Source organism: Paenibacillus sp. F024, from assembly GCF_057814255.1.
In genome coordinates this window covers 51,388-74,342 of record NZ_JBVASZ010000023.1, presented here as the reverse complement: position 1 = coordinate 74,342, position 22,955 = coordinate 51,388, and the positions used below count along the sequence as shown (strand labels likewise).

Below are 22,955 nucleotides of genomic sequence, written 5' to 3'. Positions count from 1 at the left end.
CAGGTTGCCTACGTGTTACTCACCCGTCCGCCGCTAACTTATCCCGAAGGATAAATCCGCTCGACTTGCATGTATTAGGCACGCCGCCAGCGTTCGTCCTGAGCCAGGATCAAACTCTCCATTAAAGTTGAGTCGATATAGCTCAAAAATGTTATTACGCTAAGCATTCGTTCTTATTTGTTCAGTTTTCAAAGAGCTTTCGTCACAGCTGCAAATTTTGTCGTGACAAGAATATATCTTATCACTTTTCGACATGCATTGCAACAGGTTTTTATTTCCATCGCCATCATCTCTCACCGAATGTTTCGGAGCATCTTTTGCGGCGACAAGGAATAATGTATCACAAACCAAGGGGCAATTGCAACAACTTTTTTTTGCTTTTTATTGTTGATAAACAAGCTTCCCGTTCCCGTTATCTCAACGCCAAACCGTCCGCAGTTATGCGTATCATCTCCGCTGTGCCGCCCCTTTGTTCCGTTAGCATGAGCATAGGCGACCTTGCCTTGAAGAAGCTTGCGGCCAATGCATCTAACCCAAGCCTTTAAAGGATCTACGCCTGGAAACAAATCTATGCAAATTAAAATAAAACCGCCGATCAAATGATCTCCCGGCGGCAGATAAAATGGATTACACGAGCTAAGCTTCGCCCATCAGACGTTTTAATTCTTCTTCATCCTCTATAATGCGGATGCCCAGTTCCTGCGCCTTGGTCAGCTTACTTCCCGCGCTTTCACCGGCAATGACAATATCGGTCTTTTTGGAGACACTTCCCGTCACCTTGGCCCCCAGGTTCTCCAGCTTCTTAGCCGCCTCGTCACGGCTCATGGAAGATAGCGTCCCTGTCAATACGACGGTTTTACCAAAGAACGGGTTATCCTCATTCGCTACAACAGGAGCTTCCTCACTGACCGGCTTTACGCCGGCTGCAAGCAGCCGCTCGATGCTGCGCTGCATCGCAGGATCCTGGAAAAAGCCGACGATGCTGTCAGCCACAATCCCTCCGATATCGGGCAGGGTGACCAGCTCTTCCGGTGTTGCCTGCATGAGCTTCTCAAGACTGCGGTAGTGGTCTGCCAATTCCTTGGTCGTCGTTTTTCCCGTGTTCGGAATACCCAAGCTGTACAGGAAGGAGGCCAGATCCGGCTGTTTGCTTTTCTCGATTGCCGCCATCAGGTTTTCCGCCTTCTTCTGACCAAACCGCTCCAGCCCGATTAAATCGTCGAACGTCACATAATACAGATCGGAAGGATCCCGCACCCCTAAAGTATCGTAGAGCTGCTCGGCCGTTTTTTCACTAAACGTCTCAATATCCATCGCATCCCGGGATGCAAAATGGGTAATGCGGCCCACAAGCTGAGGACGGCAGTCCAGACGATTCGTACAGAACAAATGCGGGCCCTTCTTCTCAAGCGCATGTCCGCAGGAAGGGCAGGTGTCAGGGGCAACAATCTCCTCGCCGTCCGCCTCATCCGTCACTTTGCCGAGAATTTCGGGAATCACGTCATTGGAGCGCCTGATATACACAAGGCTTCCCAGCCCGTGCTTTAAATTTTTGCGTTCGATATCCTCAATATTGTTGAGCGTACAGTTCTGGACCGTCACGCCTCCAATATCTACCGGCTCGACACGGGCCAAAGGGGTTACTTTACCGGTTCGGCCTACGTTCCATGTAACGCCAAGCAGTGTCGTGACCGCCTCTTCCGCCTCAAATTTGTAGGCAACCGCCCAGCGGGGGAATTTATCCGTATAACCGAGCACCTCCCGGGTACGCATATCGGTAATTTTGACCACAAGCCCGTCGATCAAAAAATCGAACGTGCCGCGCATCGCAACGAGCTTCTCAAGCTCTTCCTCGACCGCCTCGATGCTGTCTACAAAGGTCACCATCGGACTGACCTTAAATTGGTTATCGCGCAAAAAGGCAACCATCTCCTCGTGGTCGCGGAACTTCAACGAATCGGAGTAGCCCACATTGTAAAAATAAGCGTTCAGCTTGCGTTCGGCCGTCACCTTCGGATTCAGGTTGCGCAGCGCCCCGGCCGCGGCATTGCGTGCGTTTTTGAGCGGCTCCGCAGCCGTCCGGTTATAGGCGTCAAGTACGGACAGATTCATGATCCCCTCGCCCTGAACCTCTATCACACCTTCTTGATACGGAATGCGCAGCGGTATGGACTTGATTGTCTTTACCTGAGCCAGAATACCTTCGCCGATGGTGCCGTTGCCACGGGTAGACGCCTGAACGAGCTCCCCGCGGTCATAGGTGAGATTCAAGGTCAAGCCGTCGAATTTCAGCTCCACGACAAAAGAAAGCGGCGGCAGCGGGTTATCCGGATGCTGTGTATTGTATTGATCCACCAGTTTCTGGGCTCGCTGATGCCATGCCATCAGATCGTCACGGTTCTGTGCTTTGTCAAGGCTCCAAAGTCTGGAGAGGTGGCGGTGAGGCTCAAAGCCTTTGAGCAGCTCTCCTCCTACCCGTTGTGTCGGCGAATGCGGCAGTACCGTCCCGGTCTCCGCCTCCAGCTCGATCAGCTTCGCATAAAGCGCATCATACTCGGCATCACTGATGGAAGGCTGATCCATCGTATAATATAAATAATTATGCTTATTGATTTCTTCTATGAGGGCTTGCATGTTTTCCATAGCGTCCGGCATGGTGAACTCGTCCTCTCCTTGCTCTATTCACTTGCTTTGGTAATCGGGGCAAATTTGGCCAGCAGCCGCTTGACGCCGACCGGGGCCGGAAAAGCGATCTGCAGCTCGGTGTCTTCGCCCGAGCCTTTGATCGCGACGATAACGCCTGTGCCCCATTTGCCGTGCAGGACTTTGTCGCCCATGGCAAAGTCCACCGCCTTCGGCGCGGAAGCCGCAGCGCCAGGCGCGGCTCCCCCCGCGGCCTGCGCACCGCCGCCGCGGAAGCTCACAGGCGCCCGGCCAGCAGCCGACGTGCCGCCGCCAAAGCCTCCGGCGCTGCCGAAGCGGCGTTCGCCGCCACCCCACGCCGTACCGGTGCCGCCGCGGCTGAACCCGCCTCCGGCGCGCACTGCCTCCACGAGCTCCTGCGGGAGCTCGCTTAAGAATCTCGACGGCGCATTAGCCGACGTCCGCCCGAACAGCGTGCGCATCCTTGCACACGTCAAGTATAGGTCCTCTTCGGCACGGGTGATGCCGACATAAGCGAGGCGCCGTTCTTCCTCAAGCTCCTCGTTATCCATCAGCGTCCGGCTGTGCGGGAATACGCCTTCCTCCAAACCGACGATGAATACGACCGGAAACTCAAGTCCCTTCGCGCTGTGCATCGTCATCAGAACGACACCTTGCTTACCCGCTTCTGGATCGTCATTCATCGAATCGATATCGGCGATCAGGGCGAGATCCGTGAGGAACGAAACGAGCGACTTGTCGTCGTTGCGTTTCTCAAATTCCATCGTTACCGACAGAAACTCGTCGATGTTCTCTAACCTGGCTTGCGATTCAAGCGTATTTTCCCGCCTCAGCTCATCGCGGTAATGCGTCATCTCAAGCACTTTCTCGGTCAGCTCCGTTACCGACAAATAATCGACCATCCGGTACAGGCTCTCGATCATGTCACGGAAATCGGAGAGCGCATTGCGCGCTTTGGCGCCAATCTCCATACTATCGACGTTTTCCAGCATGGCAAACATCGAGACGCCGAACTGACCGGCCGCGGCGGCCAGCTTGTCCACCGTGGTATCTCCGATCCCCCGCTTCGGAACGTTAACGACGCGGGCAAAGCTGATATCGTCATCCGGATTGGAAATCAGGCGCAGATAAGCCAAAATATCTTTAATCTCTTTGCGGTCATAGAACTTGATGCCGCCTACGATTTGATACGGAACATCCGACTTGATCAGAATTTCCTCGATGACCCGGGACTGCGCATTGGTACGGTACAAAATAGCGTGATCACTGTATTTGCGGCCCTGCTCCACCTGTTTGCGGATTTCACCAGTAATATAATAGCCTTCCTCATGCTCGGAATCAGCCTGGTACAGCCGAATTTTATTTCCGCCGCTTTTGTCGGTCCACAAATTTTTAGGCTTCCGTCCGACATTATTGGCGATGACTTTATTTGCCGCATTCAAAATCGTAGAGGTCGACCGGTAATTTTGCTCCAGCAGAATCGTCGTCGCTTTCGGATAATCCTTCTCGAAATCGAGAATATTGCTGATGTCCGCCCCGCGCCAGCGGTAAATCGACTGGTCGCTGTCGCCTACGACGCAGATGCGTTGATGCTTGCTCGCCAGCAGGCGGCAGATCATATACTGCGCACGGTTCGTATCCTGATATTCGTCGACGTGAATATATTGGAACTTGTTCTGATAAAAATCGAGCACCTCGGGCATCTGCTGAAACAGCTCGATCGTTTTCATAATCAAATCGTCGAAATCAAGCGAATTATTGCTTTTGAGCTTTTTCTGGTAGAGGGTATAGACCTTGGCAACGATCCCGTCGAAATAATCGCCGATCTTCTGCTCGAATCTTTCCGGCGTGATCAGTTCGTTTTTGGCGTTTCCCATCGCCGCTTGCACGGCTTTCGGCTCAAATTTTTTGGAATCGATGTTCAGCTCCTTCATGCAGTTCTTGATCACGGAAAGCTGATCTCCCGAATCAAGGATGGAGAAATTCGAAGTGAACCCGATCCTTGAAATATCCTTACGCAAAATACGGACGCACATCGAGTGAAAGGTCGATACCCAGATATCCTGCCCCTGCGGCCCGACCAGCGCACTCACGCGCTCCTGCATTTCTCTGGCGGCCTTATTGGTAAACGTGATGGCCAGGATGCTCCAAGGCGCCGCCTTTCGCGTTGCAATCAAGTAAGCGATCCGGTGCGTCAATACGCGGGTTTTGCCGCTCCCCGCTCCGGCCATGATCAGCAGAGGCCCGTCCACCGTCTCGACGGCTTTGCGCTGCTGCGGGTTCAGCTTTTCAACAGCTTTGAAAATATCTATCGCTTCATTCATCATTTGTTTTATTCCCTTTCTGCAGCTTTTCCATTACGTACGGCTTCAACCGTAGCCAGAGCACGCTCCAAGTTCTCATACACGGCATTGCCTACTACAACCGTATGGGCCGCTTCAGCCGCTTGCCGCGCTTTCTCCGGTCCATCAATGCCGCCGCCGTAAAACAGCCGCGCCTGGCCCAGCACATTGCGTATCCTGCTGACCAGCGCCATGTCGCCAAACGTTCCGCTGTATTCCAGATATACGATCGGACAGCGGAACAGCCGTTCAGCCATCCGCCCGTACGCTTCAACGTCTTTGACGCTTAGCTCGGTATCCGCTTCGGTCAGCTTGGCTGCGGTGGCGTCTCCGTTCAAAATAATATAGCCTTCGGTCACGATCTGCTCCCAATCAAGAATAGCTCCGTATTCCTTCAGCGCCCGATGATGCCGGCCGACGATCCATTGGGTATCACCTGCGTTGAGCACAATGGGAATCATAAACAGGTCAAACCCCGGCACAATCGCCTCCTGATCGGAAACCTCCAGCACGCAGGGCACCTCGTAGCGCCGGATACGTGCCAACAGGTCAACCGTATTGTCAAACGTAACGCCTGTCGAACCGCCGACCATGACGGCGTCCGTTCCGGACAGGCACACACGCTCCAGGGCCTCATCCGATATATCCCGGTCTGGATCCAGCTTAAAAATATGCTTCCATTGTTCCATTCGCAAATGCAAGGGGATGCCTCCTGTTCGTGTGAAAAGGGCCGAATCGCACCCCGTTAGGAGGTACGATGCTCACTATCAGCTTGTCTAGAATAAAGTCTATGCTACCCCGGAGGAAGTGTCAATTGCCTGGAGCCTATAGGAAATATCCTCTATTATATCATAACTTCTATACCAAAAGAGAATATATGTTCCCATCAAACAAAAAACAGAACATCCCCTAGGGAATGTTCTGCGGCGAAGATTATATAGCGTTCCTTACACTATGAGCGCGTCTGAAAGTCCGTCACGATCAAACGGTCTCCCTGCACGCGGTAAGCCGACTCATGCTGCATGACGGCCTCGGAGTAATCGAATTTCGTTCTGCCCGTCAAGGAAACCTTGTACTGATCGGGGGCCGGCTGCGTTTTGTTCAGTTCATACTTGCTCCATTCGCTTCGCAAGCCCAGCATCGCTTTGGTGCTGTTCGCCTGATAGGTGCCTATGGTGTAATCGTGACGGTAAAAATAATCGATCATCCTCTGCGCCATCTCGGGAGTATAGACCTGCTGCAAATGTGTCCGCATCTCCCGCATCGCATACCTGTCCATTTCTCCCGTCAGCGGAGAAGAAAGCACCTTATGCGTCCAGTCGTCCACCTGGCGGATCCACGCGATCACCTTTTCATCCGATTGGTTCATGATATCCTTGTTCATCGGCGGCGGCGTGATTTGGCTGAAGGTTTGGAGCAGCTGCTCCCGGCCTACGGTTTTTTGCAGCGTCTTCATATTGGTAGAGTTGCGATCCCCTTGCATCTGGCAACCGGCAAGCAGTCCGGTAATCAGAACCAGTATCAACCATAGTCTCATCGGACGAAGCCCCTCCTGCTGTGGCGTTTTTTTCGTATTATGGTTCAAAAACGAAAAAATATACCGCATTGGACATCCAAGAAGGAGATAACGGACAAAAAGCCCTGCGGTCCTTCTCTTATCGATGAAAGTACGCGGAGCTTCGTTCGGCTTACCATACAGATGATTGTATTGGAAAGGACCGCTCGCGGCGGCCCTCTTGATCCGGTTAGTGCTTACCCGGCGTCCGGTCGGCAGTCGAAGCTTTCGAAGCGGAAGAGTAATCCCCCGATGCCTTAGCCTCCGGAACGCGAGGTCGTAGAAGATATTCCCGAGGAGGAATAGCTTTCCTGCTGGCTTCTGGGTCTGTTAGCTTCCTGGAACCCGCCGCTGAATTTATTGCTCGTATAATCTTGAACCGATCTGGCGGCGAAATCGTCTTGACCGTCCGTTCCCGACACCGAGGATTTTAAACCGTAATGACTTTCCTGCGGCTCAGTCGTGGAGGAGCTGAAGCTGTGGCTCGGATGAACGCCTTGGCTGAAGCCGGACGCTGCCGATGTGCTGTAACCTTGGTTCGGATAGGCGCCAAAGCCGCCGCCCGCGGCAGACGAGGAAGCGCCCGAAGAAGCCATACCCTGGCTGCCATAGCCCGCTGGAGACCCTGACTGGAAAGGCTGTTGAGTCTGATAAGGTGTCTGCTGCATGGCGGTCTGTTGAACGGGCTGCTGATAAGCATTTCCGGCCGTATATCCGCTTTGAATCGCCTGTTGGACAACGGAATGCAGCTGCTCCGCTTTGCGGATTTGCTGCTGCAGCTCCTGCTGCACTTCCTGTTGAGATGCCATGGAGACCGAGCCGTAGCCGTTGATTTGGCTCAAAACATCGAACAATTCCGCTTGATCCTGCAGCGTTTTCTGCGTTAAACTCGCGAACGTTTGCCGGATTACCGGATGGGTTGCTTCGAGCGCGGCAGTCGTGTACTCGCGAGCCGCGCGTTTGAGCTCCGACAGCACGAGATTAGCCGTATCCTGCTCATTCAAATGAAAGGGATAGGATTGTGCTCCGGCTTGCTGGGAACTCATTGTATTCGGTTGATACATATGATGCACCTCCTATGTAGTCTTAGTGATTCATTTGCGTATGCTGCTGCAATGTCCGAAGCAAATAATCGGTATTTTGCAAACGATCCTGAGCAATTTGGGCCAGCTTTTGCTTGAGCTGCGGGGTTTGGCTTTCCGCCACCCCCTGCACGGCAATTTTGGCGAGCAGCCCTTCGTTCTTCAAGCAGTCCGAAATATAAGCCAGCTCTTTGGAGCTGACCGTATTCATCCCCTGCTGCTGTTGTTGTCCAGTAAACATCGGCATAGTCCTCCTTTCCTTATCGACAAAAGGTAGGTTGTCCGCGCCAGTGGGAAAATATGTATAGTCGGGCTGCATGTTTATTTACTCTGATTCAATAACGTCCTTCCGCCGGTAAGGAAGTAAGGCATGCATAAGAAGCTTAACTGTATGTTCAGTTAGGCCTCTTATGTTTAAAACGTCTATAAGATCGTTGTATAGTTTGATGCGCTTTATGCTTAATTATAAAGATTACTACAAAGGTTTCGGACTCGGCAGAAGAGACAACAATAGAGTCTCGCCTTATCCGTGCTAACTTAACTGCCTTTTACATAGGTTTCGGACGAACATTCCCCGTTGTCGTATCCGTCATCATAGCGTGCTAACATAACTGCCTTTTACATAGGTTTCGGACAAGAAACGTCTTCAAGGCGGCCGCGTTCGTGCTGCCGTGCTAACATAACTGCCTTTTACAAAGGTTTCGGACGCCGCATCTCAAATTATATATGAGGGGGCGATTGGGTGCTAACATAACTGCCTTTTACAAAGGTTTCGGACTGCCGTAAAGAATCCAATAGAAATTGAGAGCATAAAGTGCTAACATAACTGCCTTTTACAAAGGTTTCGGACTGGTAAAATGTAGATATACCTTTTCTGTCACCTACAGTGCTAACATAACTGCCTTTTACAAAGGTTTCGGACTAGACAAAGGGTAGAAAATGAACGCGACCGCATCCAGCAAGTGCTAACATAACTGCCTTTTACAAAGGTTTCGGACGTTGTAAAAATGATGATTGAAAGCGCCATGAGCGCTGGTGCTAACATAACTGCCTTTTACAAAGGTTTCGGACCAGATTACCGCGGCGAGGTCGGCGTGATCGTCGAGTGCTAACATAACTGCCTTTTACAAAGGTTTCGGACCTTCGGTGGCGTTCCCTGACTCGATATAGTAGTCAGCGTGCTAACATAACTGCCTTTTACAAAGGTTTCGGACACACTCTCCCATTGAACGGATTAATTGTCATTTGGTGCTAACATAACTGCCTTTTACAAAGGTTTCGGACATGGGGTAACAGCTAAGTAACGCCGGAATCCCTTGGTGCTAACATAACTGCCTTTTACAAAGGTTTCGGACGAAATGAAAATATGGACTTTAGAGCAGGCCAACCAATTTCTGTGCTAACATAACTGCCTTTTACAAAGGTTTCGGACTTGCGGCGTGAGCGCCATTTAGCAATGGCCGTAGGTGGTGCTAACATAACTGCCTTTTACAAAGGTTTCGGACGGGCTATGGGGGGCATTTTGGGGGGCGAAATTAATGTGCTAACATAACTGCCTTTTACAAAGGTTTCGGACTAACTTCCCATGATACATCTTTAGCTGCGGTGTTAGTGCTAACATAACTGCCTTTTACAAAGGTTTCGGACGTCCTTGACGTCGACCACAATGTAATGAGGGATAACAAGGTGCTAACATAACTGCCTTTTACAAAGGTTTCGGACCAGCACTTACATTTCAGAATATGACAACTAAGCGGAAAGTGCTAACATAACTGCCTTTTACAAAGGTTTCGGACCGTCAGAAGTCAGACGATGCAAAGATCCCATTGCCTGGTGCTAACATAACTGCCTTTTACAAAGGTTTCGGACAAGCCACAGCCTGACGAATGGGCGCGTAAGGTAGATGTGCTAACATAACTGCCTTTTACAAAGGTTTCGGACCAAGTTCCTCGATGCAGTGGAAGACTTGCAGTTAAGTGCTAACATAACTGCCTTTTACAAAGGTTTCGGACTTAATGTCACAGGATTTCCAAGTTTGCATCTGTTCTAAAGGTGCTAACATAACTGCCTTTTACAAAGGTTTCGGACTCTAGAACTTTTAATGACTATGATTTGCTTAAAAGTGTGCTAACATAACTGCCTTTTACAAAGGTTTCGGACTACGAAGGAGGATGCGCTAAGCCTCGCCGTCGACCGCCGGTGCTAACATAACTGCCTTTTACAAAGGTTTCGGACCCGTACGAGTTCGAAATCGAGATCGAGTTTATCGAGGTGCTAACATAACTGCCTTTTACAAAGGTTTCGGACTGCGTTATCGATCCATTCGCCGTCCCGCGTCATGGTCGGTGCTAACATAACTGCCTTTTACAAAGGTTTCGGACTCGTCGGACAACGAACGAGCGCACGCCGTCTTGTGTGCTAACATAACTGCCTTTTACAAAGGTTTCGGACACCGGGCTGAGCGCATTCCTTACGGTTGACTTTGTTATGTGCTAACATAACTGCCTTTTACAAAGGTTTCGGACGCGTGTAGAATAATCGCAAGCCCTCCGCCTAACAGCGGTGCTAACATAACTGCCTTTTACAAAGGTTTCGGACTCGTCCTCCGCCATTTCTTCGATAAGGACGCGCGCGTGCTAACATAACTGCCTTTTACAAAGGTTTCGGACAACCGTGCCACAGGTTCTACGTCGGGTCCTGCGCCAACGTGCTAACATAACTGCCTTTTACAAAGGTTTCGGACATATTAAGGCTTTGTCGTCGTATCCGGTGCATCCTGGTGCTAACATAACTGCCTTTTACAAAGGTTTCGGACGTTCGGAGTGTCTCTGTACGCCACTCGTTAATGATCTGTGCTAACATAACTGCCTTTTACAAAGGTTTCGGACTCAACGCGGGGGCCAAGACGCTCTCCGGCATACGTTCCGTGCTAACATAACTGCCTTTTACAAAGGTTTCGGACGTCGCGCCCCGGTGGCGCATCCTCTATCCGTTCGTGTGCTAACATAACTGCCTTTTACAAAGGTTTCGGACAACATCTAGCCTTCTACAACTATTCAGGCCATGTGTGCTAACATAACTGCCTTTTACAAAGGTTTCGGACGGGAGATTCTTTTCTTTTTGGTAATGAAAGAAGGTGTGCTAACATAACTGCCTTTTACAAAGGTTTCGGACATGAGATTACTTAATTTCAATCCAGTTGGTAAGTTGTGCTAACATAACTGCCTTTTACAAAGGTTTCGGACTTGGAACCATTGAATTTTCAACCTGCGGGACCACTACGTGCTAACATAACTGCCTTTTACAAAGGTTTCGGACAGGGAGTAGAGGAGTGTGGGATATGTGGAGAAAGGGTGCTAACATAACTGCCTTTTACAAAGGTTTCGGACCAGTGTATGAAGCAAGATCATCCCACACAGAAGGCTGTGCTAACATAACTGCCTTTTACAAAGGTTTCGGACTAAATTAAACCCCTCGTCATCCGGCTTAAATACGCCGCTGTGCTAACATAACTGCCTTTTACAAAGGTTTCGGACTGTAATAGCAACCTTAATGCATCCCTTTGGCCCGTGTGCTAACATAACTGCCTTTTACAAAGGTTTCGGACACCAGTTCGCCGCGGATATTCGCAAAATCCTCTGCAGCGTGCTAACATAACTGCCTTTTACAAAGGTTTCGGACGTCATGATGGCAGCTAATTTATTCAATCCCAATAATGTGCTAACATAACTGCCTTTTACAAAGGTTTCGGACCCACAAGTGTTTTGGACGTACGTTACGACGCGGCTACTTTTGTGCTAACATAACTGCCTTTTACAAAGGTTTCGGACAAAGGGTGCGTTTATTTCCTTTCTGCCATTCGTTCTGTGCTAACATAACTGCCTTTTACAAAGGTTTCGGACCGGCAAGGGCGGCATGACGTATATTAGGGAGGGTATTTCGTGCTAACATAACTGCCTTTTACAAAGGTTTCGGACGAATCCGGCCAGCAAGATCAGGTCATAGCGCTCCTTCAGGTGCTAACATAACTGCCTTTTACAAAGGTTTCGGACCCCATTCACCAGTTATGGTTTTCATGGAATATCCATGTGCTAACATAACTGCCTTTTACAAAGGTTTCGGACATGATTCCTTGAGGTTGTAGGCGACACCGAGGTCAGGGGTGCTAACATAACTGCCTTTTACAAAGGTTTCGGACTGGACACTGTGCGAAAAACTCCATGCACTCCCTGGTGCTAACATAACTGCCTTTTACAAAGGTTTCGGACGATTCGTGACGCGATTTGGTCGGCGCAGATACTCGAGTGCTAACATAACTGCCTTTTACAAAGGTTTCGGACGCCGCTAGATTCCGTTATACTACGTTAGCCTTGCGGTGCTAACATAACTGCCTTTTACAAAGGTTTCGGACTTAAGTCGACGTGGTCACGTAAATGGTCACGGAATATGTGCTAACATAACTGCCTTTTACAAAGGTTTCGGACCACGTCGCCTGGCGCTGCCTTTGCGATGCCGCGCTGTGCTAACATAACTGCCTTTTACAAAGGTTTCGGACAATCGTGGGCATCATCTTTAGTCTCGCTGCTATCGCACGTGCTAACATAACTGCCTTTTACAAAGGTTTCGGACAGTACTCGGCCGGCGCTAAGACAACGTAAGAGTGTATCGTGCTAACATAACTGCCTTTTACAAAGGTTTCGGACTTTATCGGTTGCCAACGGAGCGACCATACCGATGAGCAGTGCTAACATAACTGCCTTTTACAAAGGTTTCGGACCCTCGCTGTTTTTGTTTTGTCGAAAATCAGTGGAAAAGTGCTAACATAACTGCCTTTTACAAAGGTTTCGGACATATTTGGTGTGATGATATTGGAAAGTCAGTTAATGTGCTAACATAACTGCCTTTTACAAAGGTTTCGGACACAACGATTAGTCTTTCCGTGCCCGGCCAGATTATCGAAGTGCTAACATAACTGCCTTTTACAAAGGTTTCGGACGAAGATTCATTTCGCTTTACTAACGGCGGGAAAGGTGCTAACATAACTGCCTTTTACAAAGGTTTCGGACTTGCGGCCAGTCCCGGGACGGTTGGGAAGTGTATGATATGGTCGAGTGCTAACATAACTGCCTTTTACAAAGGTTTCGGACGGTATGAGACTTATTTTTATAGCGAGGAATGGCATGTGCTAACATAACTGCCTTTTACAAAGGTTTCGGACGTTGGATTGTACAAGGAGATTTTCACGGTATCTGCAGTGCTAACATAACTGCCTTTTACAAAGGTTTCGGACCGTAAAATCAAGGTTTTTTAGATGCAAACATGCCGTGCTAACATAACTGCCTTTTACAAAGGTTTCGGACATTGGTTTCGATTTGTTCCCAAGTGAAGCCTAATTTGTGCTAACATAACTGCCTTTTACAAAGGTTTCGGACTTAGATACTGCAGGTCGCTCATTGTTCAAACGTCTGGAAGTGCTAACATAACTGCCTTTTACAAAGGTTTCGGACCGCATAATTCGACAAGCCCTCAACGTACCCATGTAGTGTGCTAACATAACTGCCTTTTACAAAGGTTTCGGACCATTCTGCGTATACCTAAGCTCCGGGTCCTTTGTGTGCTAACATAACTGCCTTTTACAAAGGTTTCGGACGAACTGAACGAGTATATGCCTTACGAGCTGCGCTGTATTGTGCTAACATAACTGCCTTTTACAAAGGTTTCGGACGAGAAGAAGTTTGGACAATGCTCCACCGTTTGTATAGTGCTAACATAACTGCCTTTTACAAAGGTTTCGGACCAAAGGCCGCTAATCAAAAATTAGAGAAACATGATTCAGTGCTAACATAACTGCCTTTTACAAAGGTTTCGGACGGGCTAGGCGGGGCGTTGACGAGACCAAGACGTTTAATTTGTGCTAACATAACTGCCTTTTACAAAGGTTTCGGACTTTCAGTTGGTTGTTAACGGAGTCTAAATCTGTATATGTGCTAACATAACTGCCTTTTACAAAGGTTTCGGACAGAAATTGACCCGTATTTTCAAGACGTGCCCTGGGGTGCTAACATAACTGCCTTTTACAAAGGTTTCGGACAGTGACACACTCGTGGTACGGAGGTGATACGTGTTTGTGCTAACATAACTGCCTTTTACAAAGGTTTCGGACGGTGAGCCCCCTGATTCCTGAATTGGCCGTATTCGGTGCTAACATAACTGCCTTTTACAAAGGTTTCGGACAAGTCTAGTGATGGAAGAATGTTTGTATGTGACATATCGTGCTAACATAACTGCCTTTTACAAAGGTTTCGGACCCTGATGGGGGAAATGTTATGTTTATATTTAATTTTCGTGCTAACATAACTGCCTTTTACAAAGGTTTCGGACGAAAAAAAAGCGGCAGAAGAAAGAGAGACAACAATTGTGCTAACATAACTGCCTTTTACAAAGGTTTCGGACACGACGCAAGCGATGTCGATCTGAACGCCCTATTGACATGTGCTAACATAACTGCCTTTTACAAAGGTTTCGGACCAATTGGCGGTAAAGGCGTTGGCGTTGACCTTTGGGGTGCTAACATAACTGCCTTTTACAAAGGTTTCGGACATATGGCAACATTACTCAATGAAAAGAAGCCATTTATGTGCTAACATAACTGCCTTTTACAAAGGTTTCGGACTGTTTAAGGTTATTCATACAAGTATTACAAATAGTTTTGCGTGCTAACATAACTGCCTTTTACAAAGGTTTCGGACCGGTTCGATTCATGAAGAATTTACAGGCCACACGACAGTGCTAACATAACTGCCTTTTACAAAGGTTTCGGACCTGCTTGGTCAAACGTTGATACGTCTCGTTGTGACGTGCTAACATAACTGCCTTTTACAAAGGTTTCGGACTTGAGGGGATGAAAGGAGTTGTTTGATTTTTTTAAGTGCTAACATAACTGCCTTTTACAAAGGTTTCGGACAACAACGTCCCCGCCCTTAAAATCTTTAGTACAGACCTGAGTGCTAACATAACTGCCTTTTACAAAGGTTTCGGACGAAGGATCGTCATAATCAAAGTGCGGGTAATCGCTGGTGCTAACATAACTGCCTTTTACAAAGGTTTCGGACAAAAGAGCTAAAACAGAAAATGAACTTTATCTATGAGGTGCTAACATAACTGCCTTTTACAAAGGTTTCGGACGAATTTATATTGAAAATGATTGAACAGTATGAAAGAGTGCTAACATAACTGCCTTTTACAAAGGTTTCGGACGATGAGAAAGACAAAATAGCTGAAATTAAATTTGTAGGGTGCTAACATAACTGCCTTTTACAAAGGTTTCGGACGGAAAGACGGAAGGGAGGTGGGTTTTGGATCTTTTTGTGCTAACATAACTGCCTTTTACAAAGGTTTCGGACTTGATCCATACCTTTCTACCAACGCCAATTTCAGGCTGTTGTGCTAACATAACTGCCTTTTACAAAGGTTTCGGACACACGCTCCGCAAGACGTTCGGTTATCACTTTTACCAAGTGCTAACATAACTGCCTTTTACAAAGGTTTCGGACTACCCAAACTCAATAAGTTAGTCGCGGTAAATATTACGTGCTAACATAACTGCCTTTTACAAAGGTTTCGGACCCTCGTAAACGTTCGATATCACATCGACAATATGCTGTGCTAACATAACTGCCTTTTACAAAGGTTTCGGACGGAAATGGGAAAAAACCTAAAAATGAGGAGACATGTGCTAACATAACTGCCTTTTACAAAGGTTTCGGACAAGATGCTGGCTCCATTTTTCAAGAACATAGACTTAAGCAGTGCTAACATAACTGCCTTTTACAAAGGTTTCGGACAAGGAGATGGGGAAATGTTGACTCTCGAGGACCTATGTGCTAACATAACTGCCTTTTACAAAGGTTTCGGACATTAAAGCGAGGTCTGGCAGAGGTCGTGTTTTCGACGTGCTAACATAACTGCCTTTTACAAAGGTTTCGGACTGTATGCTGAACCATCGCATCCGCCATGACTTCAGTGCTAACATAACTGCCTTTTACAAAGGTTTCGGACAAGAAAATTCATTTAGTCTTAACGCAGCCTAATGTGTGCTAACATAACTGCCTTTTACAAAGGTTTCGGACAACCGTACAGTTGGTGTAATCTGTGACCAAGCCACTACAGTGCTAACATAACTGCCTTTTACAAAGGTTTCGGACGTGATGCTGGACGGGAGTTGGCGAGAGTTGATAGTCGTGCTAACATAACTGCCTTTTACAAAGGTTTCGGACAAAGATCAAGCAGTAAGATATAAAACCATGCAGGATCTGTGCTAACATAACTGCCTTTTACAAAGGTTTCGGACGATGGCGCGAATCAAGTTGAGCCCGACACAATACCGTGCTAACATAACTGCCTTTTACAAAGGTTTCGGACTCGTCACCCTTTCGTTATAAATTCGCCTTACATACATGTGCTAACATAACTGCCTTTTACAAAGGTTTCGGACTCAACTTCTCACCACCTCTCATGGTTGAAATAATGCGTGCTAACATAACTGCCTTTTACAAAGGTTTCGGACCGTGACCATCCCATTAGGTCTGCGACACGGTTAACGTTAGTGCTAACATAACTGCCTTTTACAAAGGTTTCGGACCGCCGTATGGATCGAGGTCGTTCAGCGCTTTGGTTACGTGCTAACATAACTGCCTTTTACAAAGGTTTCGGACGAGGATGAGGCGGAGTCCGTCACGTGCTAAGTCGGGTGCTAACATAACTGCCTTTTACAAAGGTTTCGGACTTCGAATGCTGCTGATATGTCGGTGGAATAGTAGGGTGCTAACATAACTGCCTTTTACAAAGGTTTCGGACGGACAATTAATTCTTCTTTTACTAAATGTTCTGCTCTTTCTGTGCTAACATAACTGCCTTTTACAAAGGTTTCGGACAATACGGAAATGCGTGAGGAGGATTTGAACGTGATCGTGCTAACATAACTGCCTTTTACAAAGGTTTCGGACCGCGCCGTTGAATACTTCGGAGTCGACCGTGCCAAAGCGCGTGCTAACATAACTGCCTTTTACAAAGGTTTCGGACGGTGAACGGCCGGGACGCCTACTCGAATGCTATGCGCGTGCTAACATAACTGCCTTTTACAAAGGTTTCGGACTATCATATGCTTCTCTAACTCTATGCTCAAGTCTATCAGTGCTAACATAACTGCCTTTTACAAAGGTTTCGGACGGTAAATCCGCACTACGTTGAACCAAAGTGCAATTTGTGCTAACATAACTGCCTTTTACAAAGGTTTCGGACAGGAGAGCAAACTATTCATTTACTCAAAGGTCAAGTGCTAACATAACTGCCTTTTACAAAGGTTTCGGACTGCTAGTCGTCCAAGGTGGCTTCAGACAAGCGATTCCAGGGTTATTTTCGAGCGAGGTCTCTCTATGGTGCATAGAATATTCTACAGAATCATCATATTCTCATCTCAATTTCTCCAAAACACTATTAAAATCAATCAATTCGAGCACTGCCCCAGTAAAATGACCAGCCCTATCGCTCGAAGGTATAAAAAACGAATGACGAGCTTCAGCTGTGATGTCCGAATTCACCGCTTAACGCCCGCCAGATCGTTTCCGAATCCTTTGTAAAAGGCAGTATTGTTCGTCGCTTTTGCATTAGACGGTTTTAAACCGTCTGCGCAGCACTTAATACGACTGAACTTATTCCCCTATAGAGAATTACGCTTATTTTACTATATTATGGACTAAAATACAACCTTTGTATGCCTTAGTCCATAATCGCTCTGTATTAGTATAACAGCTTAACCAAGTCCCGCGGCACAAATTCTCTTCCGATAGTACTAATCCGTTTGTCGAGCTGTTCATTGGTTACCGGGCCGATTCTAACAAACATGACTTGATCTTCGGTGGAATGAACAACCTTTTGAAGCTTGACCTTAAGGCGAGCTTCCTGTACATCCGTTAACTGGCACAGAAATACGGAATATTGTATATGTTCGCCGTTTGCATGCATCATTTTGTATACTTTACGCCACCGTTTCGGTTCGGAGATATCATAGCTGACCAATACATATTGTCGCATTCCGTTCTTTCCTCCTTACCTAGTCATTAGAGGGCGAAATTCCGGCAGATCACCTTCAATAAACCGTGCCAATAACCGCGTTTCTAAATCTAATGTCCTTCTATAGCTGATACGGTAACCGAAGTTCGGATGCATGAGTTCTTCATGCATCCGCCGCTCATACGCGCCGAAAAAGGCGTTTCGGCCAGCTTTTTTCAACTGACAGCTGTCTTGTCCGATATAGAAATCTCCGAGTGCTACTTCTTTCGTATTCCATGCGCGAATTACTACGCTATCTACAATCAATGGTCGGAAGGCTTCCATAAGGTCTAAAGCCAAGGCGGGGCGGCCGGCTTCCATACTGTGAAAAAAGCCGAACAGCGGATCAAAGCCCACCGATGCGCAGGCCGTTACCAAATCCCTAACTAACAAGGTATAGCCCAAAGAGAGCATCGCATTGATCGGGTCCTTCGGAGGACGGCGGTTTCTTCCATTCATCAGAACGGTTCCATCCATAATCTCGGTCTTCAGCATGGTCGAAAAAGCGCCCATGTATAATCTGGCTGCTCTTCCTTCCAACCCGCGCAGCGATTCTCCATTCCCCGCTTCCAAAGCCTTGTCCCTGAGATCCTTCATTTCAGCCAGCACTTGTTTAGACACGTTGCCATTGCGTCGCAAAAGGGTCCGCTGATTGGCGATTTTGGCATAAACGATGTTGCGTGCCAATCGCAAGGAAAACTCCGGATGTTGAAACTTAAGAAATTGCTGCTGACGAAGCCGAACATTCTTGGTCGTAAGGGGACTCGTCATACCGATTAAACGGCCATGTGTCGATAGGTAACTGATAGTAACACCGTTTTGCATAAGTAAATGAATCAATTGCGTAGAACATTGCACGTTACCCATTAGCGACAGGTGAACTAAATCCTTAACGGGGAGCTGCTCTACCCGTATTCCCTCCCGGGAAGTAATAACCAGGCTTTCGCCCGTGACGCCAAGCTTGGTACCGGGTTCCGACACATAAAGAATACCGCCGTCCGAACGGGATGGAATGATCCGACGGATGGCCGTTTCCTTTCCTAACAAATGATTCGTTTCATCGGGCATACATATGTAATTAAGCGAACAACGAAAGCATTTATTCGAATCAACGAGAGGCTTGGGAATTTCGCTTTCTACCAAGAGCCGGGCTTTCTTCACATAATGCAGGGTAGCCCCGACGAGCGACTCGGTAAATTCGATATGAATTTTCTTTTTGTTGCCCCGGTAATACAGAAAGCCGTAATTTGACTCGTAGCCGTTCGCCCGCAGCAGCAGGCCCAAGGCGCAAAGCTGAATCTGGTCGTTAGGCCATGCCGCCCCGGATAATTCATATCCCTCTACGATAAAAGACTGTTTCGTTTCCGGCGCACTGGAATGCTTACCTTCTACGGGGACCCAGTTTCCCTCTTCCAGTTTGACCGCGTCGAGTTTCCCGACCAGTTGCAGCCGATCGTCGCCCAAGTGAAGACTAAGGGGTGCCTCCCCCCATAAATCCGCAGGAGCCATCTCTCCTTTGCGCAGTCTCTGCTGAGCCCTATCATGCTGTGCGGAGCCTTCGATCATATCGGCGCTTTCCTCAAATAATCCTTGAACATGCATCAAGTGAAACAATCGCGGACAATACTGTACCTCATTTAACATTCTAACCGGAACGGCACCCATAGCTGACGAATCTCCCCCTAACCTGCCTGCCGATTCATCACGACTTTACGGGGTTACTTTGAAGCGAATCTCTCAATGTGGCATATAGTTTGTTTTTGACAACACTCCAATATTCCACTTGCGGAATCCAAAAGTCAGAAGGAAAGAAATAACCGCCGGCATCTTTAAAAAGCGTTTTATGCTCCCCTCGAAGCTCATCGGCTTGTTCTATATCTTCCGTCCACTCTTCGGATAACTCCACTTCGTCAGGCTGGTCGGCAGAACGTATTCTACTAACCAGTCTGGTAGATTCTCGCCATTTATATACCTCTAATTTGAAAAGGGGTTCCTTTTCTTCTACAAAAGCTCCCTTGCCCATTATCCCCCTGATTCTTTTGGACTTCGGGACATAGACGCCATCACCCGCAAATCTGCAAGCTGCGCGATACGGCTCGCTTAGCTGCTGCCAGAACCGTTTTTGTAAATTTTGTGCGGCATTCAAATCCGCGTGAATTTGCGTTAACCGAGCACCGTTCTTTTTCCCAAACGAAACGAACAGCTCACCGCCTGCCATGGGTATCAGATCCCCGGGCTTTAACCGTCCAAGATCCTTCTCAGGCATGAAGGCTTTATCCAATCGCTTTAAGACGGAAGAACGATCTTCCAGGTCATCTTTCGTTACAGCATGGCAACGTATACCCGGCGACCCCGTCTTCGCATGAAATCGCGATGAATATTCCGATGATACATCGCCGACCAACAATCCGAAGAGCTGTCCTTGCATATGCACCTCCCGCGGAATACTGCGGTGGGACCATTTCATCAGCCGGGAATTTTCGCTGCGGGAGCGATCGAGTCGGAACAAATATCTCCCCAAGTCTTCAAAAAGTACGGCTTGGCATGCCGGATAAGCGGCGACCCACTTCTTCGCTCGTTCATCATACACATATCCTAACGCCGTCATTACGATGAGATTGGCCGCTTGCTTCAACCGGTCGTTGCGTACCGCTTGCATGTGACGAAGCAGCCGGCTTGCGAACTTTTCATCCGAAGGGGGCCGCTTCAACTGTTGAGCGGGCAACCGGCTTCTTTTACTCCATGAGACCAGCAGCTTCCGGGTATTTTCCAACTCCTCCAAGCTCCACATCGAAAGTCCGGCCAGACCGTGCCGTTCCCTGGTCAGACTGCGCCTCCACTCGGAGAAAGCGTGCCCGACCTCCTTTTCCAACAGACGGTGGATACGAATGACCGCTTCGTTCCATTGTTCTTCAGAACCACGGATTTCTCCCTTCAATTGATCCAACTGTTCGAGCCAGCTGCTTTTTAACGGGGCCTCCCAACGATCTGTACCAGTAATGATTTCCATTAGTTTCTCGAGCATCGCTTCACGCTTCTGCAGGTCCGTATGACCAGCCAATCGCAGAATGCCTGCAAGCTGGCGTACTTGCAGACGAATCGCGTACATGGCTTCGTTACGCTCCCTGCGCTTGCTTTCCACCTCAGGCGTCGCGTCTTCTCCCGGAAGCTTTAACAGCACGCTTCGTCGATGTACTGCATACAATCCGGTCTGATGAACCGGTACATGAAGCTTGTCTCCGGAGGGCTTGGTTTTGACTACCTCAAACACACTCACCGCCGCCGATGTCCGTTGGCCCAAGTCAACACTCATTACACGGAGGCCTTGCGCGATGCTTTCGGGCCCCATTGGTCCTCCTTCCTCCGTTTGCTCCATCCACTGTTCCAGCTCTGCCGGCTTGTAGGATATAATTTTGGGCCAGTCCTTGGTATTCATTCGAAATAGCTTGCCAACCGGTGTGTTAACCCGATTGTTTCTCATGGCCTGCAGCGGCTCTACATCCACGGTCAAGTTAAAGTATACACTGCCGATATTGCCTTCCGTTAATGTCTGCTGCTTTAGCTCCAGGTGCCGCCGATCAAACTGCAGCTTCGCGCCTCCCAGCGTCCCCGAAAGCTCCAAGCGAGAACTATAATCCATAAATCGCAGGGTCTGTTTGCCCTTAGGATTGTCAAGTGAAGGAGTTAACCGTATTTGCCTCCAAAATTGTCGGGAAGTGGCAAGCTCGATGGTGATCCCCTTTCTCTCCGTCCAACCGTTGCCCTCAGGCCAAAGCAATCTTTCTAATGAAACACTCATATGCTTGTGTTTATCAGGGTCATTGGCTGTAAGCACATACGAATGTAAGTTCCCCCCTCTAGCATCGTATCTTACCCATAACGGGTGACGAATGGCGTCCGGATGCGTAAAGTTGGCTGTCGTCTTGGCCTTGGTATGCTTGATGAGAAGACGGTTGAGTACAGCCAAATATCTAAGCCTTTCCGGCTTATCGGTCCATAGATGGCGGTTCTCGATTTTGGATAGGTAAAGATACACTTTCGGGTCTCCAAATTCTTTGGGATGATCCGTTTGGTATTCAGCGACAACATCCCAATAAGCCTGATTGTCCGTTATATCGTCCTTAAATAACCGCAACCACTTCGCCGAGATTCGTTCCCATCCGCGAATTTGTCTGCTTGTGATGCGGTAGCGGTCTTTAGGGGCAAACGAATCCTTTTCGATTTCAAGACCTCGCTCTCTTTCATAGGTTTGCATTTCCATTAGCCATAGTTCATCTTCTTCCGTCCCAAAAAACTTCGTCATTACATCCGCAATCGACTGCTGCAGCTTGGAGCCTTCTTCAGCTATTCGGCGATTCCAGGATTCCCATGAGAGCATACGTTCAATTGCCTGTTGGAACATATCCCTATCCCAAGTACGGACAAACTGTTTTTTCTGCTTCGGAATCCAGTTGATATCTTTTTTTTGGTCGGTGTATAAAGGAATTAACGGCTTTAGGCCCCACTCCCGCAGCTTTTGTAATATGTACTTTGTGGGATCGGCTTCTTTCTTCGCCATCGCCTTATCTCTTTCCAGCTCCCAGTTCGGATCCCCTTCTTCTTGCATCCGTTTCCAACGCGGTTTATTGCCTGCGTTAGAGGTTCCCTCTCCCCCTTTACTGTCTGGGTCCGTGAGCGGACTCAGAAAGGCGCGGGCAAGCTGCTGGGCATCCCCGGTTCCACCATCGGCCGTTGGAACCATAAGGGTATAAAGCTGGCGCATCGTGGTAAAGATCTCCTCCACAGGAACCGGTTGTCCCTCCCAGCCGTTCTTTTCCTGCTGTTCACGGATTCGGTTTAGCAGTTCTACTTGATACTCCGCCTCCGAATGCTGTTCGTTTACAGCTTGCTGGCGCAGGCATAAGAGCCACTCCAAGTAGTATGCAACTCCTTCGTTAAGCAAACGGTGTGTACCCCATAGAGCCTTGCGAAGATTTGCAGCGTGCTCTTTTTCACTGGCTTTCGTCATCATTTTCAGCTTTATGCTGCGAACGGTCATTTCCATCACTCCCTCAACTCAACAATTTATCCATATTGTAACAAATGTTAAAGGATGCGGTGAATGGATTTTTTAAGCACAAAGATGAACCCTAGAGTTAGTCATGTTTTTATTTCATAGAAAATGAATATCACCTTTCGTTATGCATACTTATGGAATCATGA

At 48.2% G+C, this 22,955-nt stretch carries 9 protein-coding genes, 1 rRNA gene and 1 CRISPR repeat array; all 10 genes read right to left on the bottom strand.

Annotated elements, in window-relative coordinates:
• A 16S ribosomal RNA gene (locus ACZYR9_RS20180) occupies positions 1 to 125 on the bottom strand; the annotation flags it as partial.
• A 511-nt stretch (positions 126 to 636) separates the two neighbouring features.
• A complete protein-coding gene (ligA, locus tag ACZYR9_RS20175) occupies positions 637 to 2,655 on the bottom strand; it encodes an NAD-dependent DNA ligase LigA (RefSeq protein WP_488980263.1) in 2,019 nt (672 codons plus the stop codon).
• A gap of 23 nt (positions 2,656 to 2,678) precedes the next feature.
• A complete protein-coding gene (pcrA, locus tag ACZYR9_RS20170) occupies positions 2,679 to 4,991 on the bottom strand; it encodes a DNA helicase PcrA (RefSeq protein WP_488980262.1) in 2,313 nt (770 codons plus the stop codon).
• A gap of 5 nt (positions 4,992 to 4,996) precedes the next feature.
• Positions 4,997 to 5,695 (bottom strand): heptaprenylglyceryl phosphate synthase, encoded by a 699-nt coding sequence (gene pcrB / locus ACZYR9_RS20165; protein WP_488980267.1) that lies wholly within the window; start codon positions 5,693 to 5,695, stop codon positions 4,997 to 4,999.
• Between the two features lie 263 nt (positions 5,696 to 5,958).
• On the bottom strand, positions 5,959 to 6,543 hold the full coding sequence (locus ACZYR9_RS20160; RefSeq protein ID WP_488980261.1) for a hypothetical protein: 585 nt from the start codon (positions 6,541 to 6,543) through the stop codon (positions 5,959 to 5,961).
• 275 nt (positions 6,544 to 6,818) lie between these two features.
• Complete coding sequence (locus ACZYR9_RS20155) at positions 6,819 to 7,625, bottom strand: spore coat protein (RefSeq protein WP_488980260.1); 807 nt, start codon at positions 7,623 to 7,625, stop codon at positions 6,819 to 6,821.
• A 22-nt stretch (positions 7,626 to 7,647) separates the two neighbouring features.
• Positions 7,648 to 7,884: a hypothetical protein gene (locus ACZYR9_RS20150; protein WP_488980259.1), complete on the bottom strand. Its 237-nt coding sequence runs from the start codon at positions 7,882 to 7,884 to the stop codon at positions 7,648 to 7,650.
• Between the two features lie 288 nt (positions 7,885 to 8,172).
• A CRISPR array of direct repeats spans positions 8,173 to 17,013; the repeat unit is 36 nt; unit sequence GTGCTAACATAACTGCCTTTTACAAAGGTTTCGGAC.
• A 428-nt stretch (positions 17,014 to 17,441) separates the two neighbouring features.
• Positions 17,442 to 17,735: a CRISPR-associated endonuclease Cas2 gene (cas2, locus tag ACZYR9_RS20145; protein ID WP_488980258.1), complete on the bottom strand. Its 294-nt coding sequence runs from the start codon at positions 17,733 to 17,735 to the stop codon at positions 17,442 to 17,444.
• A gap of 15 nt (positions 17,736 to 17,750) precedes the next feature.
• A complete protein-coding gene (gene cas4g/cas1g / locus ACZYR9_RS20140) occupies positions 17,751 to 19,418 on the bottom strand; it encodes a CRISPR-associated endonuclease Cas4g/Cas1g (protein WP_488980257.1) in 1,668 nt (555 codons plus the stop codon).
• A gap of 37 nt (positions 19,419 to 19,455) precedes the next feature.
• Complete coding sequence (gene cas12b / locus ACZYR9_RS20135) at positions 19,456 to 22,791, bottom strand: type V CRISPR-associated protein Cas12b (RefSeq protein WP_488980256.1); 3,336 nt, start codon at positions 22,789 to 22,791, stop codon at positions 19,456 to 19,458.
• Positions 22,792 to 22,955 lie beyond the last annotated feature (164 nt).